23 protein-coding genes, 1 tRNA gene and 1 pseudogene are annotated in these 24900 nt (G+C 57.1%); 16 read left to right on the forward strand and 9 right to left on the reverse strand.

Annotated features, from left to right (window positions below; translation table 11 throughout):
* Positions 1 to 21: 21 nt before the first annotated feature.
* From scpB to RAE09_RS00105, 5 genes are all read left to right on the forward strand, one after another.
* Complete coding sequence (gene scpB / locus RAE09_RS00085; protein ID WP_150850798.1) at positions 22 to 576, forward strand: SMC-Scp complex subunit ScpB; 555 nt, start codon at positions 22 to 24, stop codon at positions 574 to 576.
* A 55-nt stretch (positions 577 to 631) separates the two neighbouring features.
* The gene (locus tag RAE09_RS00090) at positions 632 to 1543 is read left to right on the forward strand and encodes a pseudouridine synthase (protein WP_005324678.1); all 912 of its coding nucleotides are present in this window, start codon (positions 632 to 634) and stop codon (positions 1541 to 1543) included.
* Entirely contained in the window at positions 1543 to 2238 is a 696-nt protein-coding gene (gene cmk, locus RAE09_RS00095; protein WP_250409718.1) for a (d)CMP kinase, read from the forward strand. The genes RAE09_RS00090 and cmk overlap by 1 nt, the downstream gene beginning before the upstream one ends.
* On the forward strand, positions 2231 to 3811 hold the full coding sequence (gene der / locus RAE09_RS00100) for a ribosome biogenesis GTPase Der (protein WP_316980661.1): 1581 nt from the start codon (positions 2231 to 2233) through the stop codon (positions 3809 to 3811). The genes cmk and der overlap by 8 nt, the downstream gene beginning before the upstream one ends.
* 156 nt (positions 3812 to 3967) lie before the next feature.
* Complete coding sequence (locus tag RAE09_RS00105) at positions 3968 to 5353, forward strand: anaerobic C4-dicarboxylate transporter (protein ID WP_150850987.1); 1386 nt, start codon at positions 3968 to 3970, stop codon at positions 5351 to 5353.
* Here the strand turns inward: RAE09_RS00105 and RAE09_RS00110 are convergent.
* Positions 5350 to 6156 carry a class I SAM-dependent methyltransferase gene (locus tag RAE09_RS00110; RefSeq protein WP_316980662.1) on the reverse strand — a complete coding sequence of 269 codons (807 nt, stop codon included), beginning with the start codon at positions 6154 to 6156 and terminating at the stop codon, positions 5350 to 5352. The two genes, RAE09_RS00105 and RAE09_RS00110, sit on opposite strands and share 4 nt — an antisense overlap.
* Positions 6157 to 6193: 37 nt before the next feature.
* Here RAE09_RS00110 and RAE09_RS00115 point away from each other — a divergent pair, with 37 nt between their 5' ends.
* The 3 genes and pseudogenes from RAE09_RS00115 (at position 6194) to RAE09_RS00125 (ending at position 10323) form a co-directional block, all read left to right on the forward strand.
* Positions 6194 to 7624 carry an ABC transporter ATP-binding protein gene (locus RAE09_RS00115; protein WP_316980663.1) on the forward strand — a complete coding sequence of 477 codons (1431 nt, stop codon included), beginning with the start codon at positions 6194 to 6196 and terminating at the stop codon, positions 7622 to 7624.
* Positions 7624 to 9367, forward strand: a pseudogene (locus RAE09_RS00120) (ABC transporter ATP-binding protein). The gene RAE09_RS00115 and the pseudogene RAE09_RS00120 overlap by 1 nt, the downstream one beginning before the upstream one ends.
* Before the next feature lie 188 nt (positions 9368 to 9555).
* Positions 9556 to 10323, forward strand: coding sequence for an alpha/beta hydrolase family esterase (locus tag RAE09_RS00125; RefSeq protein WP_285439611.1), 768 nt, complete (start codon positions 9556 to 9558; stop codon positions 10321 to 10323).
* Here RAE09_RS00125 and RAE09_RS00130 read toward each other — a convergent pair.
* Positions 10320 to 11579 (reverse strand): site-specific DNA-methyltransferase, encoded by a 1260-nt coding sequence (locus tag RAE09_RS00130; RefSeq protein ID WP_316980664.1) that lies wholly within the window; start codon positions 11577 to 11579, stop codon positions 10320 to 10322. The genes RAE09_RS00125 and RAE09_RS00130 overlap by 4 nt on opposite strands.
* 336 nt (positions 11580 to 11915) lie before the next feature.
* Here RAE09_RS00130 and RAE09_RS00135 point away from each other — a divergent pair, with 336 nt between their 5' ends.
* Both RAE09_RS00135 and RAE09_RS00140 read left to right on the forward strand, forming a co-directional pair.
* Positions 11916 to 12089: an antitoxin gene (locus RAE09_RS00135; RefSeq protein WP_150851667.1), complete on the forward strand. Its 174-nt coding sequence runs from the start codon at positions 11916 to 11918 to the stop codon at positions 12087 to 12089.
* A 198-nt stretch (positions 12090 to 12287) separates the two neighbouring features.
* Positions 12288 to 13676: a hypothetical protein gene (locus tag RAE09_RS00140; protein ID WP_316980665.1), complete on the forward strand. Its 1389-nt coding sequence runs from the start codon at positions 12288 to 12290 to the stop codon at positions 13674 to 13676.
* 45 nt (positions 13677 to 13721) lie between these two features.
* On the opposite strand, the gene RAE09_RS00145 is transcribed toward RAE09_RS00140, so the two are convergent.
* From RAE09_RS00145 to RAE09_RS00160, 4 genes are read right to left on the reverse strand one after another with little or no spacing between them, the layout of a single operon-like run.
* Complete coding sequence (locus RAE09_RS00145; RefSeq protein ID WP_150851083.1) at positions 13722 to 14330, reverse strand: response regulator transcription factor; 609 nt, start codon at positions 14328 to 14330, stop codon at positions 13722 to 13724.
* Positions 14323 to 15531: a sensor histidine kinase gene (locus tag RAE09_RS00150; protein WP_316980666.1), complete on the reverse strand. Its 1209-nt coding sequence runs from the start codon at positions 15529 to 15531 to the stop codon at positions 14323 to 14325. Before RAE09_RS00150 ends, RAE09_RS00145 begins: the two co-directional genes overlap by 8 nt.
* Positions 15468 to 16259, reverse strand: coding sequence for an ABC transporter permease (locus RAE09_RS00155; protein ID WP_150851084.1), 792 nt, complete (start codon positions 16257 to 16259; stop codon positions 15468 to 15470). The genes RAE09_RS00150 and RAE09_RS00155 overlap by 64 nt, the downstream gene beginning before the upstream one ends.
* A 39-nt stretch (positions 16260 to 16298) precedes the next feature.
* On the reverse strand, positions 16299 to 17198 hold the full coding sequence (locus RAE09_RS00160) for an ABC transporter ATP-binding protein (protein WP_316980667.1): 900 nt from the start codon (positions 17196 to 17198) through the stop codon (positions 16299 to 16301).
* A gap of 91 nt (positions 17199 to 17289) precedes the next feature.
* On the opposite strand from RAE09_RS00160, the gene RAE09_RS00165 reads away from it, so the two are divergent.
* Positions 17290 to 17862 carry a cadmium resistance transporter gene (locus RAE09_RS00165; protein WP_316980668.1) on the forward strand — a complete coding sequence of 191 codons (573 nt, stop codon included), beginning with the start codon at positions 17290 to 17292 and terminating at the stop codon, positions 17860 to 17862.
* A gap of 50 nt (positions 17863 to 17912) precedes the next feature.
* Here the strand turns inward: RAE09_RS00165 and RAE09_RS00170 are convergent.
* From RAE09_RS00170 to RAE09_RS00180, 3 genes are all read right to left on the reverse strand, one after another.
* Positions 17913 to 17986: transfer RNA gene (locus RAE09_RS00170), tRNA-Pro, on the reverse strand.
* Positions 17987 to 18057: 71 nt separating this feature from the next.
* Positions 18058 to 18447 (reverse strand): YchJ family protein, encoded by a 390-nt coding sequence (locus RAE09_RS00175; protein WP_179386485.1) that lies wholly within the window; start codon positions 18445 to 18447, stop codon positions 18058 to 18060.
* Positions 18447 to 19604, reverse strand: a complete 1158-nt coding sequence (locus tag RAE09_RS00180) for an alpha/beta hydrolase family protein (protein WP_316980669.1) — start codon at positions 19602 to 19604, stop codon at positions 18447 to 18449. The genes RAE09_RS00175 and RAE09_RS00180 overlap by 1 nt, the downstream gene beginning before the upstream one ends.
* An 87-nt stretch (positions 19605 to 19691) precedes the next feature.
* Between RAE09_RS00180 and secA2 the strand changes: the two genes are divergently transcribed.
* From secA2 to RAE09_RS00205, 5 genes are all read left to right on the forward strand, one after another.
* A complete protein-coding gene (secA2, locus tag RAE09_RS00185; RefSeq protein WP_316980670.1) occupies positions 19692 to 21983 on the forward strand; it encodes an accessory Sec system translocase SecA2 in 2292 nt (763 codons plus the stop codon).
* 85 nt (positions 21984 to 22068) lie between these two features.
* Complete coding sequence (gene odhI / locus RAE09_RS00190; RefSeq protein WP_005324732.1) at positions 22069 to 22503, forward strand: oxoglutarate dehydrogenase inhibitor Odhl; 435 nt, start codon at positions 22069 to 22071, stop codon at positions 22501 to 22503.
* 98 nt (positions 22504 to 22601) lie between these two features.
* Positions 22602 to 23348 (forward strand): transcriptional regulator FtsR, encoded by a 747-nt coding sequence (gene ftsR / locus RAE09_RS00195; RefSeq protein WP_316980671.1) that lies wholly within the window; start codon positions 22602 to 22604, stop codon positions 23346 to 23348.
* 38 nt (positions 23349 to 23386) lie between these two features.
* Entirely contained in the window at positions 23387 to 23980 is a 594-nt protein-coding gene (locus tag RAE09_RS00200) for a bifunctional nuclease family protein (RefSeq protein WP_316980672.1), read from the forward strand.
* Between the two features lie 146 nt (positions 23981 to 24126).
* Positions 24127 to 24690, forward strand: a complete 564-nt coding sequence (locus RAE09_RS00205; RefSeq protein WP_225746972.1) for a MerR family transcriptional regulator — start codon at positions 24127 to 24129, stop codon at positions 24688 to 24690.
* Positions 24691 to 24900 lie beyond the last annotated feature (210 nt).

Here is a 24900-nt window from a genome sequence, read left to right on the forward strand (position 1 = left end):
TCTCCAGTAAACTCGGGCGCTATGGATCTTCCCCTCATTTCGCAGCTGCGTTCCCGTCTTGAGTCCATATTGCTCGTGCTCGACTCCCCGGCCTCTGTGGAGGCTTTGGCGCGTGCGCTAGGGGCAGAGAGGGACGTCGTCAGTGATTGCTTGCGTTCTATTCAGCGGGAGTTGGATAGTCGCGGTTCTGGTATTGACCTGCGCGAGACCCAAGAGGGGTGGCGCTTTTATACGCGCACCGAAAATGCCGCGGCGGTAGAAGAATTTCTCTTAGATGGCGCCCAAACCAAACTCTCCCGTGCTGCCCTGGAGACTTTGGCGGTAGTGGCCTACCGTCAGCCCGTTACTCGCCAGCAAGTGGCGGCGGTTCGCGGCGTCAATGTCGATGGCGTAATGCGGACCCTTAACCTGCGCGGGTTGGTCCGGGAGCTGCCGCAGGATGATTTTGAGGGCGCCGCGCACCGGTACGAGACAACGGAATTATTTCTCGAGTTATTGGGGATCGATTCTTTGGAGCGCCTGCCTGACTTGGCGCCGCTGTTGCCTGACGTCGAGGCGATCGACGAAGAGTACTAGCGTGGGGTAGGATTGCCCAGGTAATTTCATATCTTCGAGAGAAAAGGACACGTACGTGACTCCTCCCGCTCGCCGTGACGGCACACCGGATAAGAAGCAGCGAGACAGTGACATCATTGTCTCCAATGCCAAGCCGGCCCGTCACCAGCATGTGTCAAAGAAAAAGCAGAAGGCTACTGCAGAATCCGTAGCCCGCGAATTGGGTGCCGATTGGCTGGTCGATGAAGACAAGCCCAAGGGAGAGCGCCTCCAAAAGGTGCTCGCCAAGGCAGGCGTCGCTTCCCGCCGCCACGCAGAAATCCTCATCGATGCCGGCCGAGTTGAGGTCAACGGCAAGATCATCGCCAAGCAAGGCGTCAAGGTAAACCCCTCCGTCGACGTCATCCGAGTGGACGGCGTGCGCGTCAACGTCAATGAGGAGCACGAATATTTTGTGCTCAATAAGCCGCGCGGCATGCAGTCCACCATGTCCGATGACCTGGGGCGACCGTGCGTGGGCGACGTGGTGTCAGAAAAGGTCGCAGCTGGCCAGCGACTCTTTCACGTTGGCCGCCTCGACGCCGATACGGAAGGCCTGCTCATCCTCACCAATGATGGCGAGTTGGCCAACCGCTTGATGCACCCTAAGTACGAGGTGACCAAGACCTACCTCGCCACCGTATTGGGTGAGGCCGATAGGAAGCTCGTGCGACAGCTCAAGGAAGGCATCGAGCTGGAAGACGGACTGGCAAAGGCCGACTTTGCACAGGTAGTTGATACCAACCAGGGTTATTCCTTGGTGCGTCTTGAACTGCATGAAGGTCGCAAGCATATCGTGCGCCGCATGTTGAAGGAGGCCGGCTTCCCCGTGCAGCGCCTGGTGCGCACCAAGCTGCATACAGTCCAGCTGGGCGATATGAAGCCTGGAGGTCTGCGTGCCCTTAATTCCAGCGAGCTGACTAGCCTGTACAAGGCGGTGGAGATGTAATGATTTCTAATATGCCGAATGAGGGTCTCATCCTCGCCGTGGATGGCCCATCTGGAACTGGAAAGTCGACCACGTGCCGTGCGCTGGCCAAGCAGCTGGATGCAAAGTACGTCGACACTGGTGCTATGTACCGAGTGGCAACGCTTGCTGTGCTGCGTGAAGGCGTCGACCCTGCTGATACCGCCGCGGTTATTGCGGCTACGGCCAATCTGCCCTTGGGAGTATCCGATGACCCGGACTCCACTGAAGTTCTCCTCGGCGGCGAGGACGTCTCGCGCGTTATTCGCGAAGACGAAGTGACCCGTAATGTTTCCGCCGTATCAGCCATTCCGGAGGTGCGCGAGAATCTGGTAGCGCTGCAGCGCAAGCTTGCCCGCGAAGCGCACCGCGCGATTGTAGAAGGGCGCGATATTGGCACTGTGGTGCTTGCCGACGCCCCCGCTAAGGCATTCATGACTGCCTCTGCCGAGGTCCGCGCGCAGCGCCGCCAAACCCAGAATGAAAAGGCGGGCATCGCTTCGGATTACGAGACGGTGCTCGCAGATGTCCAGCGCCGTGATGCGGCGGATTCTTCCCGCAAGGCCTCACCTTTGCGCCCAGCGGAAGACGCAACCCTAGTCGATACCTCCAATATGAGCCCAGAGGATGTGCTGGAAGCTCTGATTAACGTGGTAAAGGAGTCTGTCAATGACTAATCACGATCCCCAGGAAGAGTCGGAGACTCAGTTCCATTACCCAGCCGGTAAGTTCGATGACGAGGTGGTAGAAGCCTCTCCTGGTTGGGCCGCCGATGATTTCAATACCGAGGAATTCGACTATGACTTTGATGACTCGGAATTTGGTGAGGCAGATTATAGCGACGATGCGCACGCAGAAGAGCCTCTGAGTGAAGAGGAGTGGGAAGAACTCTCCTGTGCCTTCGGCGTGGAATCCGATGATCACACCGAAGAAGCTTTGTGCACGGTGGCCGTTGTCGGTCGCCCAAATGTGGGTAAGTCCTCCTTGGTTAACCGTTTCCTTGGCCGCCGTGAAGCGGTGGTAGAAGACCACCCAGGTGTTACCCGTGACCGAATTTCCTACGTTGCAGACTGGAACGGTCAGCGCTTTTTGGTACAGGACACCGGTGGCTGGGATCCCAACGTGAAGGGTATCCATGCGGCGATTGCCCGCCAGGCAGAAGTAGCCATGGAAACCGCCGATGTCATCGTTATGGTGGTGGACACCAAGGTGGGCATCACGGAGACGGATGAGGTCATGGCCCGCCGCCTGCAGAAATCGCCTGTGCCGGTGATTTTGGTATCGAATAAGTTCGATTCCGATAATCAGTACGCGGATATGGCGGAATTTTATGCCTTGGGCTTGGGCGATCCGTGGCCCGTATCCGCCCAGCATGGTCGCGGTGGTGCGGACGTGCTCGATGAGATTTTGCGGTTCTTCCCTGAAGAACCTCGGCAGACCGCGATTACCTCTGGCCCTCGCCGCGTCGCATTGGTGGGCAAGCCCAACGTGGGCAAGTCCTCGCTGCTGAATAAGCTCACCAGCGAGGAGCGCTCCGTGGTCGACAACGTCGCGGGAACCACCGTGGATCCGGTGGACTCTCTAGTGCAGCTGGATGAGCAGCTGTGGAAGTTCATTGATACCGCTGGCCTGCGCAAGAAGGTGAAGAACGCACAGGGGCATGAATACTATGCGTCCTTGCGTACCCGCGGCGTTATCGATGCGGCCGAGGTCTGCATCATGCTTATCGACGCCTCTGAGGAGATCTCCGAGCAAGACCAGCGCGTGCTCAATATGGTGCTAGAGGCCGGCAAGGCCCTAGTCATTGCGTTCAATAAGTGGGACCTCATGGACGAGGATCGCCGCTACTACCTGGACCGCGAGATTGATCAGCAGCTGAGCCACTTGCCGTGGGTCACGCGCGTGAATATCTCTGCGGAAACGGGCCGCGCGCTGCAGAAGCTGGAGCCGGCCATGATTGAGGCACTGGAAAGTTGGGATCAGCGTGTGTCCACGGGCCAGCTGAATAACTGGTTGCGTGAGGCTATCGCGGCTAATCCGCCGCCGATGAAAAATAACCGCCTGCCGCGCGTATTGTTCGCCACGCAGGCCTCGACTCAGCCGCCGACCATCGTCTTATTTACGACGGGCTTCTTGGACGCGGCGTATCGCCGCTACCTTGAGCGCAAGTTCCGCGAGCGGTTTGGTTTCCACGGAACGCCTATCCGCATCGCAGTGCGCGTGAGGGAAAAGCGCGGCAAGAAGCGCTAGCAGTATGCCCGTTACGCTGGGATTATAGCACTCAGGCGAGCGATTATTGCACCGGACACGGTGTGAGAATTCGCTCGCCTTTCCGTTTATGTCCGGTTATGTGGGTCTGGATAGGATATAACCAGTCAAATATTCTCTCGTGATGGAAGGCTCAGCATGCTAGCCAGCGTAATTGCGCCAGATTCAATTCTGGCCATCGTGCTCCAGGTCATCATCATCCTCAGTGCCCTGCTATTGGGCACTCGTTATGGTGGCATCGGACTTGGTCTTATTTCCGGCATCGGTTTGATGCTCATGGTCTTTGTCTTCGGCCTCGCCCCGGGTGAGCCGCCGGTATCCGTGATGCTGACCATCATTGCGGTCATCGGTTGCGCCGCCACCTTGCAACAGGCGCGCGGCCTAGAAGTGATGATGCAATTTGCCGAGAAATTTCTCCGCGCCCACCCAGAGCGCATTACCATCCTCGCGCCGCTAACCACTTGGTTCCTGACGGTCCTGTGCGGTACGGGCCACGTGGTCTACACGATGTTTCCGATCATCGAGGACATTGCCCTGAAGAAGGGCATCCGCCCAGAGCGCCCCATGGCCGTGGCATCAACGTCGGCTCAGATGGGTATTACGGCCTCGCCAGTATCTGTGGCCACCGTATCCCTAGCGTCCATCATCGCGGAAAACGCCGGTGCTATCGATCACGCCTATTCCATTCCGCAGATCCTCATGGTGGCTATGCCCGCCTCGCTTGCCGGTGTCATTCTTGCCTCGCTGTGGTCGCTGCGCCGCGGTAAGGACCTGGACGAGGACCCGGCATTCCAGGAGCGCATGAAGGATCCGGAGTTTGCAGAAAGCATTCACCAGTCCACCGGATCGCTGATGGATGAAGAATTTTCGCCGGAAGCAAAACGAGCAGTGGTTATCTTCCTCGTGGCTATCGCCAGCGTGGTCGCGCTCGGTGCGTTCGAATTCCTGCGCCCACTCGTCCCAGGCGATGATGGCGAGTTGAGCCCGCTGTCGATGAACCTGGTTATCCAGATGGTCATGCTTGTTGCCGGCGCAATCATCTTGCTTAGCTGCAAGGCTGACCCGAAGAAGATCGCGTCCACGCCAGTCTTTAAGGCCGGTATGACCGCAGTATTCTCGGTCTTTGGCGTGGCATGGATGGCAGATACCTTCTTCGAAGCCCATATCGATGCCCTAGAATCCAACCTCGGGTCCGTGGTCGAGGCCGCCCCGTGGGCCTACGCGGTGGTACTGGTCATCGTGTCCAAGCTGGTTAACTCCCAGGCCGCCGCCCTGGTTGCCATCGCTCCGATTGGCCTGCAGCTCGGCATCGATCCCGCTATTATCGTCGGTTTCTACGGCGCAGCGTATGGCTACTTCATCTTGCCAACCTACCCTTCGGACCTAGCCTGCATCGGCTTCGACCGCACGGGCACCACTCACATTGGCAAGTTCGTCATCAACCACTCCTTCCTTGTCCCTGGCGCCATCTCGGTGTTCACCTCCTGCGTGGTGGGCTCGCTACTGGCGCAGGTCCTGCTCTAATCCGAATCCCGTACCAGCACGAAGGCATCCGTGCGGTACGGGATGCGTAGTTTTTGCCCCGGCTTAAATCCCATGTGCTCGTAGAGGTACCAATCCAGGTTGTGGGTCATACGCTCATGGATGGCTTCGCCATTGCGCAGCCAATAGGAGCGGGTATGCATCAATTGGTGAAGCTGCTCCGGGGTAAGTTTGTTCTCCCAGGTCAAGCGCAGCTCGCGGTCTAAAGACCACGGCGCCGTATAGTCCGGGTAAAAGCCTGGCTTATGTACATCGCCGGAGTGCATGATGCGAGATAGCCGCAGGATCCAGGGGTCCGCGTTGACATCAAGTGTGTTCCACACCAGGAGAATCTTTCCACCCGGCGCGAGGACGCGGTCAAGCTCTGCACAGGCGGCTGGTACGTCGACCCAGTGCCAGGTTTGGGCGAGGCAGGCGGCGTCTAAGGAGGCGTCGGCAAGCGCGGTGTTTTCGGCCGTAGCACGAAGGACTGGCAGGCGGAGGTGCGCTGCGAGAATTCCAGCCATATCGGCGGAGGGTTCGAGCGCAATAACCCGAGCATTGGGGAGGGACTCGGCGAGTTTTCCAGTACCGGCGCCAATATCGGCAACGGTATGGGCGTCAGCAATAAGGGCAGAAACCTCGTCCGGATAGCCGGGGCGCACATCGTGATAGGTGCTCGCGCCGCGGCGGAAGGCCTGGGCGGAAGCGGTGCGTTGCGCGGCATTGCGGAAGCCGGGGCCTTGTCTAGTGGAGGCCTTGCGGTAGCTAGGGAAGTGGCTGGGATCGGGGCGGCGAGTCGACATAGCTCATCTAACCTACCGCGAATTAGAATGGCAGCCTATGAGGACACTTCCTGCGCCATCAGATCCCAGGTGGCTGCTAAAGACCGTCTTTTCTCGTCCGGCACTCACTGTGCCGGCCGCAGTCTGCATGGCTGTCTCTTTTCTGCTTAACGGATCGACTCCAGTGATCGTGGGACATGCCATTGATGAAGCTGTGTCGAAAGGATCCGTTGACCGACTAGGCATGTGGCTGGTGGTATTCGGGGCAGCTTTTGGTCTGAATGCCATAGCCGCATGGTTCGGACGCGGCCTCAACGCGCGAGCCATGCTAGTAATTGGGCACGATGTCCGCATGGCCATCACGGATAGGATTCAGGACCCGCGGGGCCTTGCGGGTGAGCCCCGCAGCGCCGGCGAGCTGCTTGCCATCGCCTCCACAGACGCACGGCGCGTGCAGAATGCCGTTATGATGACGGTCTTTCCCGTCGCTGAGATCACCGCCATTGTGTATGTGTCGATTATGACTAGCCGTATTAACCTGCCTTTAGGCATTGCCATTTTGTGTGGCGGGCCGTTGATGGTGTGGGGCTCAGTGCGCGCGGCAAAGCCTCTGCGTACGCGTTCCGGAGTCCGCCAAGCGGCGTTGGCGAAGGCCAGCGCCATGGCCACCGATGTGGTCCAAGGCCTGCGGATCCTTAAGGGCCTGGGCGCTGTAGCCACAGTGAGCAGGCGCTATTCCGCGGTGTCTGGTGCCGCCTATGCGCGAACGGTAGAAGCCAATGGTGCCCAAGCCCGACTTAATGCGACTACGGAGATTTTGGGCTCGGTATATGTCATTGCGGTGGGTATTGGTGCAGGAATGATGGCTATGCGCTCCATGATGAGCGTAGGTGAACTCATTACGGTCATTGGCCTTACGCAGTTCATTATCACCCCAATGACGATGCTGGGCCGAAATATCGCCTCGCGGTGGGCGGCCGCACAGGCAAGCGCTGAGCGCATTATTGCGGTCCTCGCCGCCCCCGGGGTGGAGAAGAGTGAACCGGAGGTTCCGGCCCTCGCTCCTGGGGTTAACGTGGTGCCCGAGCCTGTTCCAGAGGATCTCGTCTTCTTGCCGCGCGAGCGATTCCTGGTTGTTCCACACGAAACCATGCTTTTTGAGGGGACCGTGGGGGACAATATTCATCCGGATAGCGCGAGTGCACAACGAGCCCTCTTCGTGGCTGCAGGTGAAGATATCCCGGGCGGGTTGGACCGTGAGGTGGGAGAAGGCGGCCGAAACCTTTCTGGTGGACAACAACAGCGCGTGGCGCTTGCACGAGCCATTGCTGCCGACGCAGAAATTTTAGTTTTGGCCGACCCAACTACCGCGGTGGATTCGGTGACCGAGCAGGAAATTGCCCTGCGGGTGGCGCATCACCGCGGTTCTAAGCCCACGCTTGTCTTCACCACTTCGCCGGCGTGGGCAACAGTGGGGGCGGAGCTATGATGCGTTTTCCCACGGCCTCTTGGCCCCAAGTGCGTAAGGAAGTGGGCCGCCAGCTTTCCGACGTCCCCGGTGCCCGCCCCCCAAGCCGCAGCGGCCTTAGCCTTGCTTACCGCAGGCGCCGGCAGCAATGTAGCTATCCCCATCCTGTTGGGAAAGATCGTTGACGCTGTCATTGATCACGGCGCCATCGCACCCATCGGTATCTCGCTGGTGCTGGTGGCTGTGGTCTCCGCACTGTTTTCCGCTGCGGGGTTCTATGTCCTTTCGCGCCTGAGCGAGCGCGTGATCTCCGCTTTGCGGGAAGATATGGTCTCTACCGCTCTCCGCCTGCCTACCCACCGTGTGGAGGAAGCCGGCACTGGGGATTTGGTCTCTCGCTCGACCGACGACGTAGCAGAACTATCGGCAGCCGTAACCGAGACCGTTCCTGTGCTGGCGAAATCCGTCTTCGCCATCGCAACCACCGGGGTGGCACTAGTCAGCCTCAATTGGCAATACTTACTGGTAGTAGGCGCAGTTACGCCGTTATATTTCATTGCTGCGCGCCAGTACCTGCAGCGCGCTCCACAGCGCTATACCGACGAACGCGCTGCCATGGCGGAACGGGCACGCAGGCTTCTGGAGGCAATTCGCGGGCGAGAGACTGTGCGCGCCTTTGGCATGGAAGACCAGATGCATGCCGGTATTGAACGTGCCTCCGCACAGGTGGTGGACAAGGGCTACGCTGCGCGAAGGACAATGATGGTCCTGCAGCTATGGATGACGGTCATTGAGCTAGTCATGCTGGTCTGCGGTCTGGTCGTTAGCTTTTGGGTGGTGCAGTCTGGGGCCCTCACCGTTGGCGCAGTCACCGCGGCCATGCTCCTTCTTATTCGCTTGCGCGGTCCGCTCATGGGATTGATGCGAGTCATCGATACCGTTCAATCCGGCTATGCCTCCCTGTCACGGATAGTTGGGGTGGTCATGGATCCGCCACGGGCGGTGCCAGACTTCGGCGCCCCGACCCCAGGTGGAGTTGCCGAATTAAAAGAAGTGAGCTTCAGCTACGATGACGGCGGCTGGGCTGTGCAAGACGTAAACCTTAAGCTTCCCGCTGGACACACCGTAGCTTTAGTGGGAGCCTCTGGTGCGGGAAAGACCACGGTCGCTGCTCTTCTAGCCGGACTGCGGGTGCCTGCTGCCGGAACAGTCGTGGTCGATGGAGTAGAGGTATCGGCCCTTTCTGATTCCGAACGGGTGGCGCGTTTAGCGATGATTTCCCAAGAGGTCCACGTATTCTCAGGAACCCTGCGCGAAGATTTGTCCTTGGCTGCCCCGCAAGCCTCAGACGCACAAATGGAAGATGCACTACAGCGCGTCGGCGCACAGTGGTATCTGCAGCTAGAAGAGGGCCTAGATACGGTCATTGGCGCACAGGGGATTCACCTAGACCCGGTAGCAGCACAGCAGCTTGCGCTGGCGCGAATATTGCTTTTAGATCCCAAGATCGTCATCATGGATGAGGCCACCGCAGAGGCCGGATCGGTGGGGGCGGAAGCTCTGGAAGAAGCCGCGACAGAGGTCACCCGTAGGCGAACCGCACTGATAGTGGCACACCGACTAGACCAAGCCGCACGAGCCGATAGCATCGCCGTGATGGATAACGGGCGGGTGGTGGAGCAAGGCAGTCACCACGAACTGTTAGATTATGGTGGCCGCTACAAGCAACTATGGACCGCATGGCAGAAGGGACGACAAAGATGAACGCGAGGTCGCTACGGGTCGTGTTAGGCGCAGTAGCAGTGAGTTTCCTTGCGGTTGCCGGCGCATCATGTTCGGCCGATTCGCCGGACTCCGCGCCTCAAGCAGTCCCAACTGAGACGAAAAACCTAGGTATTCCAACCTCCGCACCGCTGAGCGGACCCGAGCCGGGAAGCTATACAACAGTTAATCTGCCCTCGGGCCGTTCCTTTATCCTCAGCGTGCCCAAAGACTACACTGGGGAGAAAAAGTGGCCCATGGTCCTGGCCTTTCCAGGCTGGGGACAATCTGCTGAGAATCTCCGCGGCTATTCCCGCCTCGATGCCGCTGATGCCATCACTGTTTTCGCAGAAGGTAAAAAGAAGGCTTGGAGCCCTGCTCCTTATGCCAAGACGTCAACGGCAGAAGACAAGAAATTTGTTCGCGACATCATTGATGCCGTTCGAGCCACGTATCGGGTAGATGACTCCCGGATTTTTGCTACCGGGATGTCGAACGGTGGCGGGTTTGCCGCCTACCTGGCTTGTCAGATGCCCGATGTCTTTAAATCCGTGGCTACAGTTTCCGCCGCCTACTACAAAGATATTCTCAAAGACTGTGCTCATTCACCCGTGGGCCGATTGGATATGCACGGCACCGTGGACCCCGTGGTGGGCTACTACGGTGGAACGCGCCATAAGACCAAGTACTATTCTGTGGAATCCGTGCTGGAACAAGACCGTAAACGCAATGGTTGCTCTACCAATGTCGATACGACCCGCCTGGTCAACAATGCACTCGATATGAAGTGGAGCGGCTGTACCGCACCGCTTGAACACATCCGTATCGCCGGAGGCTCACACGTATGGCCTGGTGGTACAGCAGACGCGCACAATGAGGTAGGCAAATTCTTTGCTACCGACCGCGTCCTAGACTTCTTCGGCATTCCCGGTCGCCCGTCCGGTACCGCACAGACTTAGTCCTGGCGATAGACCTGAAAGTTAGCGCCTGGAACCTTGCGCACCCTTTCAATGCAAATATCTGCAATGGTAGAAAAGCCCGCGCGATGAGCAGCGCTACGCGGGGAGGTTGGCTCTGGAATTTGCACAAGGTGAAAAGACCGAGTGCCCCCATCGTCGTTATTGAGTTCCACTACCGCCTGGGCAGTGGTGCCGGAGCCCGCAAAAAAGTCAAGGACGCGCGCATTCTTTCCACCCGCAATGGAAATGAGGTGCTTAATCAAGCGCACCGGTTTGGGAAACTCGAAAACGCCCTCTATCCCCATGACGTCTTCAGCATCGCGCCTGCCAGTGCGGGTCACCCCAAAGCGCTCGCCGTCCAAGATGGAGCGTGGGCGCGCTCCCACCTTCTGATAGTTCTTGGTATAGACAAAACCTCGCCGGAAGACGAGCTCATCGAAGCGCTGTTCAACCTTATCCCGTCCCCAGCGCCAACGGGCGACCTTTTCTTTTCCCACCGGCTGGTCCGGCCAATATTCCTTGCCGTCGGGCCCAGAGATAGGGAAGTCGAGGGAGGGAAGGTACCCAAGGGTCTTAGAGTCTAAACGCACCAAGGAGTACTTCCCTTTGTCATCCTCATGGTTGTATTTGGTAGAAGTGTGACCGTGGAGATCGACATTGAACCCCGGATTGTCGGGAGTACGGGCGTAACACAGAATATATTCGTGTTCTACCACCGCGTACTTAGAATCGTTCTTGCCGGTGCCGGCCTTTTTCCAAATCAATTGGCCGGCAAAGCACTCCTCTCCAAAAACTTCATCGAGTACCTTGCGCGTATTGGCCACTTCGTCTTCTCCGATGGAGACAAAAATGAAACCTTGTGCGGAAAGTACGTCTCGGGCCAAGATGAGTCGGGGAAGCATCATCGACAGCCATTGCGAGTGCCATTCTGCATAGCTTCCGGAACGCATCTGGCGGCGCAATCGGTAGTTATCGCGGTAGACAAAGTCTTTGCCCGTGTTATAAGGCGGGTCGATATAGATAACGTCAAAGAGTTCTCCGCGGGAGGTGAGCCTTTGCAGAACCGGAAGATTATCTGCCGCAATAATCGCGTTGTCCGTGTCGCAGGCTGTGCTGAGCGCGGAATCACGCGTGAAACGTCGGCTCAGCGGCGATCTGGCAGCTGCTCGGGCAGCCTCTTTACCTGGCCATACTAAGCCAAAGAATTCCGTGCCCGGTTCCGGGGTGGACGGTGGCGCTGAGGTAGGTGAAGCCATGGTGCGAAGCCTTCGTCGGAGAATCGTTGATACCGTCTAACGCTATCATTTGCAAGGCTGAGGAAAATTGGCCAAAAGCTAAATTGAGACCCCTGAATTTCCTTATACATCGCTAGGGTGGGGCTAAAGCAGCAGGCCCTCTTGGGTACTCGATAGGCTACGGGGGTGTCTGGATACCCCTGAGTGCAACCATTCTAATGAGCAGTAAAACTTATTTGGTCTAGTGACTTAATAAACTTTTCGGTGGCGTGTTGGCTCAAGTGTCGGTACGTTGGGGTGTGTTGCCGGACACGGCAGCTTTTAGATAAAGCTAGAACTAGAAGAAAGGATAACCACATGGGTATCTTCGATAAGGCAAAGGACGCACTGAACTCCGACAAGGGCGAAGAGCTCACCGACAAGGGCTTGGACAAGGCAGCTGAAGCAGCTAAGGGCAAGCTCGGCGAGGACAAGGCTGAGCAGATCGACAAGGCTCGTGACGCAGCTGACGGCAAGCTTGGTACCGAGTAAATAGCTTCGCCCGCTTAAAGGGTGAATGGCTACTTTCTACTTTGGCCCCCAGCCCGCAAGGGCTGGGGGCCAAAGTTATATGAAGACCAGTGGCTCAAAGCCGGGAAAGGTCTATATTGGTGCTCCCACCTGTTTGTGGGTGACTCAACTTAAAAAGTGAACGTATCCCAAGCAAATTTGCATGAAATCGCTAGGATTATGTTTGTGAACAATCTTGAAGGCACCGTTTCCGATGCGGGCTCCACTAAGCAGCGCTTGCTGGAGCAGAGTGCCCGTATCCTGGCTAAGGGTGGGCGCGACGCTTTAAAGGTTTGTGCTGTGGCGGAGCAGATCGCTGTTCCAGTCGATGAAGCTAAGTCTTTCTTTGAAGATGACCACGACCTTTACATTCAGACCAGCCGGTTCTTGGATGAGCGTCTTCGAGTAGCGGCCTATGAGGCACTCGATAAATTGCCGGATGATGCGACCGCGATTCAGAAACTTCGCGAGTCTGCCAAGGTTTACTTCAACTTGGCTGTTGATAACCCCACTTACTTCGCCGCCTATAACAACTCCGAGACGGCAACGAGCTTTCCCAACTTTGAGGACGGCATCGAAGAGTCGAGAAGCTTTGATGCCTTCCCGCCCACTTTCCGCTGGATGCTTGAACACATGCGGGAAGCCGCCATTGCAGCACGCGGCGATTTTGATCACCGCTTGGTAGTGATCCAAGCACTTACTTTCTTGTCTGAGTTGCAGGGCATTACTCACTTGGCCACGTTCGGCATTATGCGTCATCTCTCGCCCACGGCGAAGAAGCAGACCTTCAATGCTTGCATTGAGACTTTATTCTCTGGGCTGGAAGTTAGCTTGCGTGACGGGGAGATTGCGCCCTTTGAACCGCTAGCACTCGTTGGTGAACCAGCGGAACCGTTTACTACAGCAGCAAAGGACATGCCAAAGTCTACGGCTGAGGAAAAGCGTGCAGCCATCTTCCGTGGTGCAGCCGAAGAAATTGTCTATAACGGTCTTCCTAGCTTGCATCTTGGCTCTGCTGCTGCGCGAGCAGGCGTAGATTTGGCAGATGCGGAGCATCTTTTCGATGGTAATTCTCACCTGCTGCGCTCTTTGGAAGAGTCTTTGGATGAAGCCAACACGCTATCGATCATGCGCCAGAACCAGGCCGTGCCAGAAGGATCCCACGGGCTGGATTATATTAAGGCAACCGGCTTCGGATATTTGGAGTATGCGCTGGAAGACCCCGTCGGCTTTGTCGCCCTCATTGAGGTGTCAAGCCGCTCGATTGTCCCCGTCTCTTTCGATGAGTCCGGCGATACTGAGCAACCATTCGATATGGGTAAGGCCTTCACCTTCATCATGAATCTGGTGCGCGATGCCATTTCTGAGTCGAATGGGCCACGATCGCCATGGATTCTCTTCACTCAGATTGCGGCGCTGTGGGCCTCCATCCACGGGCTCTCGCAGTTGAGTACCGTAGGAGCCTTGCGCTACCACTCGGCTGATTTCTACTTCAACCTAGCTTCCAAGGTGATGGACGTAGTCCTTCAGGGCATGGTCAACGTCCTCGAGCTAAAGAAGCCTGATTAAGCATTCACGCGCAGCAGGGGGATTTCAGCACCGGGGCCGCGTGTTCTAAAGCCATCCTTGTGCTTGCGCAATAGTTGCTGCCTCAAAGCGATTTCCAGCCCCAGTTTTAGCGATGAGCGAAGATACAATATTGCGCACCGTGCCATTGCTCAAGTGGATCTTTCGGGCGATCTGGTGAGTGCCGCTACCTTTCAAAACGAATAGTGCGACTTCCTGTTCGCGTGCGTTCAGCGGATTTTCCTGGATGAATACGGTCTCTTGGGCGAGTGCTGGGTCAATGACCTTAAGCCCAGAGTGCACCCGTCGAATATCCTCGGCTAGTTGTTCTGGCGGGGTATCTTTGACGACAAACCCGGAAACTCCGGTTTCCAGCGCGCGTTTTACGTAGCCACCGCGGCCGAAGGTAGTGACGATGAGGCTGCGGCAGCCCGTTCCTTGCAATTCTGCGGCCGCCTCTAACCCGCTCTTACCGGGCATTTCAATATCCAGCAGAGCAACATCGACGCCATGCTTGGCGACGAGCCCCGCAACCTCCGTCCCCGTTGCACACTCAGCGACAACGTTAATGTCTGGCTCTGTTTCCAAGAGAGCAACTAGCGCCCCTCGCACCAATGATTGATCCTCAGCAATGAGAACGCGAATAGTATCAGGCATCGCCTACACCTCCGTCGGCGCTGAGAGGAAGAAATTCATTGTCGCCATTCATAGTAACCAAGGCGAGTGTGCAGTTATTGCGATGCGTAAATAGCAGCTGCCCGCCAGCCTTTCTCACGCGTTTGCGCAGACCGCTAATCCCTCCTTGGGGGCGGAGCAGTCTCTCTTCTCCATCGAACCCGCAGCCGTCATCTGCTACCTGAAGTTGGTGGTCTGTTACTTGGACCCAGCAGTGGGTGGCGCCGGAGTGCCTGATCACGTTGGTGGTTAATTCGCGCAGGGCCCAGGAAAATTGGGCGTCATATGGGCCGGCGGTCTTGGTAGCCGAAGGCAAATAGGGCGCAATGCCCGCGGTTTTGAGCGCCCTCCGGGCAGCATAGATTTCCCCTTCAAAACTGGGCGTGCGCATCCTAGTCACTGTGGAGCGGACTTCCGCCAATCCTTTTCGAGAAAGCTCACTTACTTCCTGCATCTCTTGCTTTGCCCGCTGGGGATCCGTATCTACTAGCCGGCGCGCCAGCTCGGATTTTAGATTAATGACAGTAAGAGAGTGCCCCAAGAGATCGTGAACATCGGTAGCAATGTCCTCGCGCTGGCGTGCCAATTCCAGACGACGTTCTAACTCTGCGCGACTATCTTGACGCTGGGAAAAGGTACCGAGTAACACTAAAAGTATTGGCCAAGCGAAAAGGACGATCAGGGCCCACCCGATATTATTGGGCGTAAAGTACCAGGTGGCAGCAGCCACAACAGCCCCTGTAAGAAGGGTGAACGTTAAGCTGTGGCGCAACGGAAGGTTAAAACCGAGAAACGCCGCCAAGTAAGGCACAAAAATGACGGCAATGCTGCCGAAAAAGCTAGTCGACAATAACGCGATGGCGGCAAGTGCAAACCAATACAGCCCGATTCGCTGCGGTGCCCGCCATCCGCGGGGGTAGTAGCCTCCAGCGCCAAAGGCGAAGAAATAGACAAGACCAAACACGAGAGCGCACGAAAGGGCCCCGATTTGATTCTTGAGTGTCAACCCCGGCGCGGCAAAAGTGATGACCAGTCCGGGAATGAGAAAGACTAACCACACACTGGCAAAAAGAGCACTATTGAGACTAAAACCGCGGAATGGCTCTCGGAGAGATGACATCAGCGCCGCGCTTTGTCGCGGGAGCGTAGCAGGAGGCACGCGGTCAGGAAGATTGTCGTCCATACCGCGAAGTTTAGCCACGCCATCCACAACGGGTGCGTAATCGTGCCTTCATCCCCGTTGAGGAACTGGCTCCCTTCTGCCAGAGGCCACTGGGCTAGTACAACTGGACCGAAAAGGGGAGTGAAGCGGCCCCACTCCATTAGCGTTGTGGTGAGCGGTGTGAACACATTCGCCGCGAAAAGAAAAAGAACAACAGACGTCGAGGCGATTGCAACGGAGTTGTCGGTGGGCAATGCCATTGCCCACACCAAGCCATAAAAGCCCAGGGGAATGGACACTAGGAGGCAGGCGGTGAAGCTTAAGAACCACTGCTGCGGCCGCATTTCCGCTTGCGTTACAGCGCCGGTGACATAAACCGCCGTAATGGGTAGCAAAGCTTGAAAGCCGATGGATATGAGGTTGGCCCACAGTAGCTGGCGTGAACGCAAGGGAGTGAGCGCTAATTGGCGCGCCCACCCCGTCTTGGCATCGGTGACGGCGGAACCAGCGGCTGCAACAGAACCAGCGACGCCACCGTAGAGAGCCATGCTGATCATTTCTAAGGCAGCATAATTACCTCCTTTAAAAGGAGTGTCGCCAAAGTCCATCATGGCGCCGAAGAGGAGATAGAAAAAGACCGGCAAGATGGTGCTGAAAAATAGTGGGGTGAAATTTCTACGCAGACGCAGCAGGTTATGGCCGGCAAACCGTAGGGTTCGTGCAGTAGTGGTTGCAGGTTTTATCGTCATGGGAGATTCCTTGTGCAAAGGTTTACTGGAAGTGGCTGGCTAAGGTTGGGGCGCAGTCATCGTTAAAAATGCGTCCTCTAAGGAGCGATTCCGAATTGTGATGTCGCGCGCCGAGGTCTGGTTAAGGAGGTATCGTGCAAGCGCATCGGAGTCACTGGTTACTATGCGGGCGTAGTCGCCAGACTGGGAAATCTCGGCAGAAATCGGTAGCTCGTCTGTAGAGGGGACTGGCCCTGCGAACTTCGCCTCGACAATGCGCTGGGCCGACTGCTCGCGAAAATCCTGGGCGCTTGCATCCGCACGTAGTTTGCCTTCATGAAGGAGAATAATCCTTTGCGCAAAATTGTCCGCCTCCTCCAGATAGTGGGTGGCAAAGACAATAGTTCGTCCCATCTCTGCCTGGCGGCGCATGGTGGTCCAGAATTCGTGGCGAGCATTAGCATCCATTCCTGCAGTAGGCTCATCGAGCAAGAGGATGTGAGGATTTCCTAAAAGCGCGAGGGCAAAGCGGACACGCTGTTGTTCGCCACCAGAACATTTGCCCACCTTTCGGTGAAGGATCCGCTCCAGGTTTGCTTGTTTGGCTATTTCCCCGACTGGCAGGGGATGAGGAAAGGTGGAGGAAACCATCTGCAAGGTGTCAAGGACAGTGAGCTCGGGTAGTAGACCGCCGGTTTGCAGTACGGCACCGATCTCCGAGTCCTGAACGGCAGCCCGTGGCGTGCGGCTAAGGACTGAAATGCTGCCTGAGGTGGGGGTGGTAAGCCCTAAGATGAGGTCAAAAAGGGTAGTTTTGCCAGCACCATTAGTGCCTAGAAGCCCTACGATCTCGCCTTGAGAGATGCTAAATGAAACCTCGCTCAGCGCATGGATCGGCTCTGTGCCCCTCGAGGTGAAAATCTTACTCACTCCGGATACTTTTATAGCTGTCGTGCTCATACTTGAAAAGTATCCGTGGCGAGCCAAAATGGTGAATAATATCTGTCATGACATTTTCATGACAAGTGTCATGGTGCGATAGGCTGGGTGAGTGTTTTCTACTCTCGCAGCGGCCGCTGGACTATTTGTGGCCACCAATATCGATGACATTGTGGTGTTGTCCCTCTTCTTCGCCCGTGGTGCTGGACGCAAGGGCACGGCGCCCGCGATTCTGGTAGGTCAGTATTTGGGTTTTCTCGGCATACTGGCGACCTCTGCCATTGTCGGATTGGGATTTAATGCCGTTTTACCTGAGGAATTGATTCGCTACTTCGGGCTCATCCCATTGCTTCTGGGCCTCTGGGCAGCGTGGCAAGCATTCCGGGGCGAGGACGACGATGAGGACGTTTCGGGCAAAAGGCTGAGCGCACTTGCGGTAGCTGGGGTGACTTTTGCCAATGGTGGCGACAATATCGGCGTTTATGTACCAGTGTTTACCACCTCTACGCCGGCTGAGGTAGCGATCTATTGCGTGGTCTTCTTAATCCTCGTGGCGCCCCTAGTGTGGGCAGCGCGGTTTGTGGCCACGCGGCCGGGCATTGCAGAAGCACTAGAAAAGTGGGAAAGCGTACTGTTTCCAGCGGTCTTAATTCTTTTAGGAATTGCGATCTTGCTTGCGGTGTAAACGCAGAATAGAAAAAGCCGGCACCTTCACGGTGCCGGCTGAACTTTTTGTCGGGCTAACAGGATTTGAACCTGCGACCCCTACACCCCCAGTGTAGTGCGCTACCAAACTGCGCCATAGCCCGCCGTCGAACTGTGCGACTTGTCTAGATTACATCAGTAGGATTCTACTGTGAAATTTGGGGTGTAACCTGCGCTAAAACTCGCCGCTGGAGTAGACCCAAGCGCCGCCGACACGGCGAAACGAAGAACGCTCGCGTTGTGAGCCAACGGCCGCACCTTTATAAAAGGCCTCAAACTCGACTACGCCGGAATTGTCGAGCAATCCGCCTGCTTGGGTGTCCAGGATATCGAGGCGATAAAACCGGACGGGAGAATCAGCCAAGTCGAGTGTTGCAGGGCGAGTATCGGGATCCCACGTACGGAGCAGATAAGCTTCGTCGCCAGTAACAAACGCGCTAAAGCGCGAGCGCATGAGCGCCTCAGCGGTAGGCGCATTGGTGCCGGCATGGTACTTGCCGCAGCACTCTCCGTAGGTCAGGCCGGTGCCGCACGGGCAGCGGCGCGAGGAATCAAAGGCTGCCATTAGTGCGCGTCCACGTCCACGATGGTGACGTTGCCGAGCATGCGCTCCACATCGGTGTCCTTCGCGGCAGAGCGCAGCGTGGTTTCTTCTGACGCAGACAGGTTCCCTTTAAGCTCGATACGGCGCTCAAAGCTGGCGGGGCCGGTCTGGGTGATGCTCACGTGGACGTCGTCAAGCGCAAGCTTCTTGCCGGCATCCTTGATTGCTTGTGTTGCGGCCGTAGCCAGCGCGGACATAATAAGGCCCTCGGCGGTAAAGCCCTTACCCTTGCCGCCATTCTTCTTCGTGCGGTCGGCACTGAGGCTATGGTCATTGTGGCGGACGACCACGCCGAACTTGGTGCCGGTGGCCGGCTGCGCAACGGCGGCGTCGGTGCCCACTTCTTCTGGCCGGTAATCAGGAACGATAAACTGCTCGGCCCATGCACCGATGAGATCCGCTGCACGAGCGGCCGTACCTTGCTTGGTGAGCAGGTGGTCGGCCTTGTCGAGGGAGACCAAGGACTTGGGGTAGCGCGTGAGGAGGAAGATATTTTGCGCATTATCGATACCCACGGTTTGGTCGATGGGGGAATGCAACACCATCAAAGGCTTGCGTAGCTTAGGCAGATATTCCTCGGGATTGGTATCTGCCAAGTCCTCCAAGAACTTGCGGGAAATGATGAGCCCGCGGCCGCCGAGGACTACTTCTACTTCACCATTGGCGTCGACCTCGCCAATCTTATCCGCGTAGTGAAGCACGGAGTGGGCAGGATCAAATGGGGCGCCGAGGGTAGCTACCGCTTTGAGGGACTTCATGGTCGTAGCTGCCTTCAACGCGGCGGCGCCACCTAGCGAGTGGCCCATGAGCAATTGTGGGGCAGAGTAGTTCTCCGTCAGCCAGGCGGCAGCGGCATGAATATCTTCAACGTTCTGGCTAAAAGTAGTATCGCCAAATTCACCGGCGGACTGGCCAAGGCCGGGAAAATCGAAACGCAAAGTGGCGATGCCGAACTCGGTGAGCTGCTTCGCGGTGCGGGCAGCACCGGGAGTATGGCGGGAGCCGGCGAAGCAATGGGCAAAGATGGCATAGGCGATCGGAGGAGAATCCGGGAAGTCGATGGTTCCGGCCATCTCGGTACCCCGGCTCGAAGGCAGCTTAACATTGACGGATTGCATGAGAACTAGAATAACGGGCCTCTTACCCGCAAGCCATACCAGGTTGACTACAGTCGATAGGAGCAATCCAAATAAGGAGGATGAGGTATGGGCGCGTTTGATTGGTTCTGGAAGGCAATGGGCTCGCAAAGCGAACGTAACGATAAGAAATCCAAGGCCATCGTGGGTTCAGCCGATGAAGCGGCACGGGCATTGGGCCAGCAAGACGACGCAGCTGTAGCCCAAGCCGCACGCGATGCTGTGAAAGGCGGCGAGATTGCGGATAAGGCGCAGTTCCTCGCGGCCCTGGCCGTAGCGTGCGAGCGCACCTTGGGCATGAATCCCTTCAACGTGCAATCCCAGGCAGTCCTGCGCCTGCTCACCGGAGACGTCATCCAGATGGCAACCGGCGAAGGCAAGACTTTGGTTGGCGCCATGGCGGCTACAGGTTTCGCGTTGAGTGGCAAACGCGTCCACGTTGTTACCGTCAATAACTATCTCGCCGCCCGCGACGCTGAATGGATGCGCCCTGTCGTGGAGTTCTTTGGCTTAAGCGTCGCCTCGGTGACGGAGGGCATGTCACCGAACGAGCGCCGCGTTGCCTACGCGCAGGATATTATCTACGCACCGGTCAACGAGCTGGGCTTTGATTTGTTGCGCGATAATCAAATTACCGACCGCTCCCACACGGTGCAGGCTGCCGGCGACGTTGCCCTCGTGGATGAAGCCGATTCCGTCTTGGTGGATGAGGCGCTTGTGCCCCTAGTGCTGGCCGGTAATCGGCCGGGTGAGGCCCCCACCGGGCACATCACCAATGTGGTTTCCCGCCTGCGCGAGAAGCTGGACTACTCCATCTCTGAGGACGGCCGCACCGTTCAGCTGACCGAGACTGGTGCACGCCGCGTGGAGCAGGAATTGGGCATTGATTCGCTCTATTCGGAGGAGAATATCGGCACCATCTTGGTGAAGGTCAACCTCGCCCTGCATGCCAAGGCCCTGCTTATCCGGGACATCCACTACATCGTGGTCGATGGCAAGCTGCAGCTTATCGACGCCTCCCGGGGCCGCGTTGCCGACCTACAACGCTGGCCCGACGGGCTCCAAGCGGCAGTAGAAGCCAAGGAAGGCCTAGAGGTTTCCGAAGGCGGTCGCATCCTCGACACCATCACGCTGCAAGAGCTTATGCGGCGTTACCCACTCGTGTGCGGCATGACTGGTACCGCGGTGGAGGCGACCGATCAACTGCGGCAGTTCTATGGTCTTCATGTATCCGTGATCGACCGCAATAAGCCGCTGCAGCGCTTTGACGAGCAAGACCGCATTTTCGCGACAGTCGATGATAAATCCGCCGCCATCGTGGAGGAAATAGCCACCATTCACGCTACGGGTCAGCCCATCCTGGTGGGCACGCAGGATGTAGCCGAGTCGGAAGATCTGGCGGATGCGTTGCGCGAGCGCGGCATCGACGTCAATGTGCTCAACGCTAAAAACGATGAGCAGGAGGCAGAGATCGTGGCCGAGGCCGGCGATATTGGACGCGTTACCGTCTCTACCCAGATGGCCGGACGCGGCACCGATATTAAGTTGGGCGGTGCTAACGAAGCTGACCACGATGACGTAGCGGAGCTGGGAGGCTTGGCGGTTATCGGTACCTCCCGCCACCGCACCGCCCGCTTGGATAACCAATTGCGCGGCCGTGCAGGCCGGCAGGGCGATCCGGGCCTGTCTCTATTCTTCGTCTCCCTTGAAGACGATGTGGTCCAGCAAGGCGGCGACGGCGAGACTGTGCGTGCCCAACCAGCAGAAGACGGGCGCATTGAATCCAAGCGAGTGAGCGATTTCGTGGCCCACTGCCAGCGCGTGACCGAGGGCCAACTACTCGAAATTCATGCCCAGACCTGGAAGTATAACCAGCTCCTGGCGGATCAGCGCATTATTATTGATGAGCGCCGAGCCAAACTACTGGATACTGATCAAGCCTGGCAGGAACTATCCCAGCGCGCCGCAGAGCGCGCAGCAGAGCTCACGGAGGTTCCTGAGGAAGCCCGCATCAAGGCCGCGCGCGAAATCATGCTCTATCACTTGGACTTGGCCTGGGCCGACCACCTGGAGCTTATGGACGATGTGCGCGAGTCCATCCACCTGCGCGCCATCGCACGTGAGACGCCCATCGATGAGTACCACCGCATTGCGGTGAGGGAGTTTAAGGACTTGGCCCAGCGGGCCGTCGACAAGTCTGTGGAGACTTTCCGCACAGTGCTTATCGACGCCGCCGGGGCACACCTCGATGACGCCGGCCTCGCTCGTCCGAGTGCTACATGGACCTACATGGTCTCCGATAACCCCCTTGCCGGCAAGGGAAATTCCGTGCTGAGCGGCATCGGAAACATTTTTCGGTGAAATTATTCCCCGCGAAGGGGTCATGGACTCACATGAGTCGCTAGTATTGTTATAAGTAACTCGTAACTAATCCCCGGAGGTAACAATGAGCGAGAACACCGGAACCCCGGAACCACAGGTAGAGACCACATCTGTATTCCGCGCAGACCTGCTCAAGGAGATGGAAAACGGCGCGAATGGCAATGATGCTACCGCTGCCGGCACCGACAACCTGGCGGAAGGTCAGGCCCTCCTCGTGGTAAAGCGTGGCCCGAATGCGGGTGCCCGCTTCTTGCTGGATCAGGCGACTACAACCGCCGGCCGCCACCCCGAGGCAGACATCTTCCTCGATGACGTTACGGTGTCCCGCCGCCACGCGGAGTTTCGCAAGAATGATGACGGCAAGTTCGAGGTAGTTGATGTGGGATCCCTCAACGGAACCTACGTTAACCGCGAGCCCCGCAACTCCCAGGTGCTCGAGGTGGGAGACGAAATCCAGATTGGCAAGTTCCGCCTGGTTTTCATCGCGAACCAGAGCTAATTATTTTCGTAGACTAGCCGCACTTCCTTACTAGGAGGGGCGGTGTAGTCTGCTTATGGCACGATAAGAACTTTCAGTACCCCTAAGAGATAGACACAGTGAGCCCAGCAGATTCTTCGGCAGCAGCAGTACGCCGCACCAGCCCTAAAGCTAAGAAGCCAAGGACCATGTCCATTGGCGTGGTTTTGGAAACGCTGAATCAGCAATTCCCAGACGTCACGGTGTCCAAGATTCGCTTCCTCGAATCTGAGGGGCTCATCAGTCCACAGCGCACGGCCTCGGGCTACCGCCGCTTCACCCAGGAGGACGTGGACCGACTGCGGTATATTCTCACCACTCAGCGCGATAACTATACGCCGCTGAAGGTTATCCGCGAGCAGCTAGAAGCCATGGATTCCGGCCAGGTGACCGCCATCGTTTCCGCAGGAAATGCGGAAACCCTGCTCTCGCCGCAGCAGTTTAAGGCCCCTGTGGTCACCCGCCTGACCGATGTAGAGGTGGCTACCCAAGCTAGTGCCAGCGAAGATGATGTAGCCTCCTTGGTTAAATATGGCCTCATCCGCCCGGATGTCGCAGGCTTTTTCAATACCGACGACGTAGCCATTGTCTCGGCCGCGGTGGCGCTTAAGGCATTTGGTTTCGGCTCCCGTGAACTCAAGTCCCTGCGCAATAACGCCCGCCGACAGGCAGACCTGATCTCCCAGGCAGCGGCTCCAGTGGCGCACTCAAATTCCGATACCGCGCATCAGAAGGCGGAGGAAATCTCCCAGCAAATGACCGCGCTCGTGGTGTCCTTGCACGCAACGCTAGTGAAGTCGGATCTGCGCGACGAATACCACTCCTAATACACACGCGCTCCCGTCTTTGTGGGAGAGTGGTAGTTATGAGTGATGTATCCCTAGAGTTCCACGGTATCCACCAGGTCGGCCCCGAAGACGATGTGTGCGCTTTGCTGCGCTGGCCGGAAGAAAACCGCTTGATACCCGTGTGGATTTCTCCCATCGAGGGTATGCAACTGGCCGCAGTCTTGGACGGACACCAGCCAAACCGTCCCACCTCACACGATCTGATCTGCGAGGTACTAGAGGGCACTGGCGGGGTAGATGCGATTGAAATTGCCAATTACCACCAGGGAACCTTCATGGTAGATATCAAGGCTCCGAACGGAGAGGTTTATGACTCTCGGTTAAGTGACGCACTTGCTGTATCCGCATATTTCAACGTCCCTATTTCAGCCGAAGCAGATCTCCTTGCCCAGGTATCCGTATATGCCAGCGATGCGGATGTGAAAGAGTACTTCGACCTGGAAATTTCCACCCCCGCCGCAGGCGATAATCTATCGACCAGCGAAAACAATGATTCCTCGACCTCGGCGTCAGGAAATGCGCAGGCAGATGCAGATTTTGAAGCCATGATGAGGTCTTTGGGTATGGACGAAAAGGATTTCCTTTCGGGGGATGACGACGAAAAAAGTTAATGACACGCGTGTGACTAATGGTGACAATGGGGTTTGAGAAGTCTAAAGTTGTACTTGACAGTTGAGCAAGCAGCGCTTGACGGGCGTATGTGCTTGGCTTTTAATTGATCTTTAGAACTTCCAACAAACCCCATTGGAGTAATTACGTGAGCATTAACGAGGACTCCCAGTCCGAATCCACCTACGTGCAGGAATCACTTTTTGACGTCGGACCTGACGAAGAAGTGGGCTACCGCGTTCCCATCGCTTGCCAGGTAGCCGGCATCACCTACCGCCAGCTGGACTATTGGGCTCGCACCAACCTGGTCAACCCTTCCATCCGCACGGCGCGCGGCTCCGGCTCCCAGCGCCTGTACTCCTTCAAGGATGTGCTGGTACTCAAGATCGTGAAGCGCCTGCTGGATACCGGCATCTCCCTGCAGAATATCCGTTTGGCAGTTGAGTCCCTGCGTGATCGTGGTGTGAATGACTTGGCAAAGCTGACCCTCGTCTCCGATGGCACCACCGTTTATGAATGCCGTTCCAACGATGAGGTCATTGACTTGCTCGCTGGCGGTCAAGGCGTCTTCGGCATCGCAGTTCCGGGCATCTTGAAGGAACTGTCCGGCACTATTTCTTCCTTCCCTTCGGAGCGCATCGAGGATTTTGCCGAAGACAATGTAGTCGGCCTCGACGAGTTGGCTGCTCGTCGCAAGCGCAAGAGTTCTTAAATCCTCCACACAGAATCCACCCTCCTTCCCAGCTCACGGGGAAGAAGGGTGGATTTTTGATCTCTATCGCCACGATGACAACATGCAAGATCGTCCTGTTCCGTGCTGCGTGGCTCGCGGTATCGAGGTCGAGCTCTGCCTTAGAGCCCGTGCCGGCCTTGAGCTTAAATCGGGTGAAGTGCCCCGTGGGTGGGCTGTGTATGAGAGCTC

The sequence above is a fragment of the Corynebacterium tuberculostearicum genome (genome assembly GCF_032821615.1).
Taxonomy (GTDB): Bacteria; Actinomycetota; Actinomycetes; order Mycobacteriales; family Mycobacteriaceae; genus Corynebacterium; species Corynebacterium tuberculostearicum_H.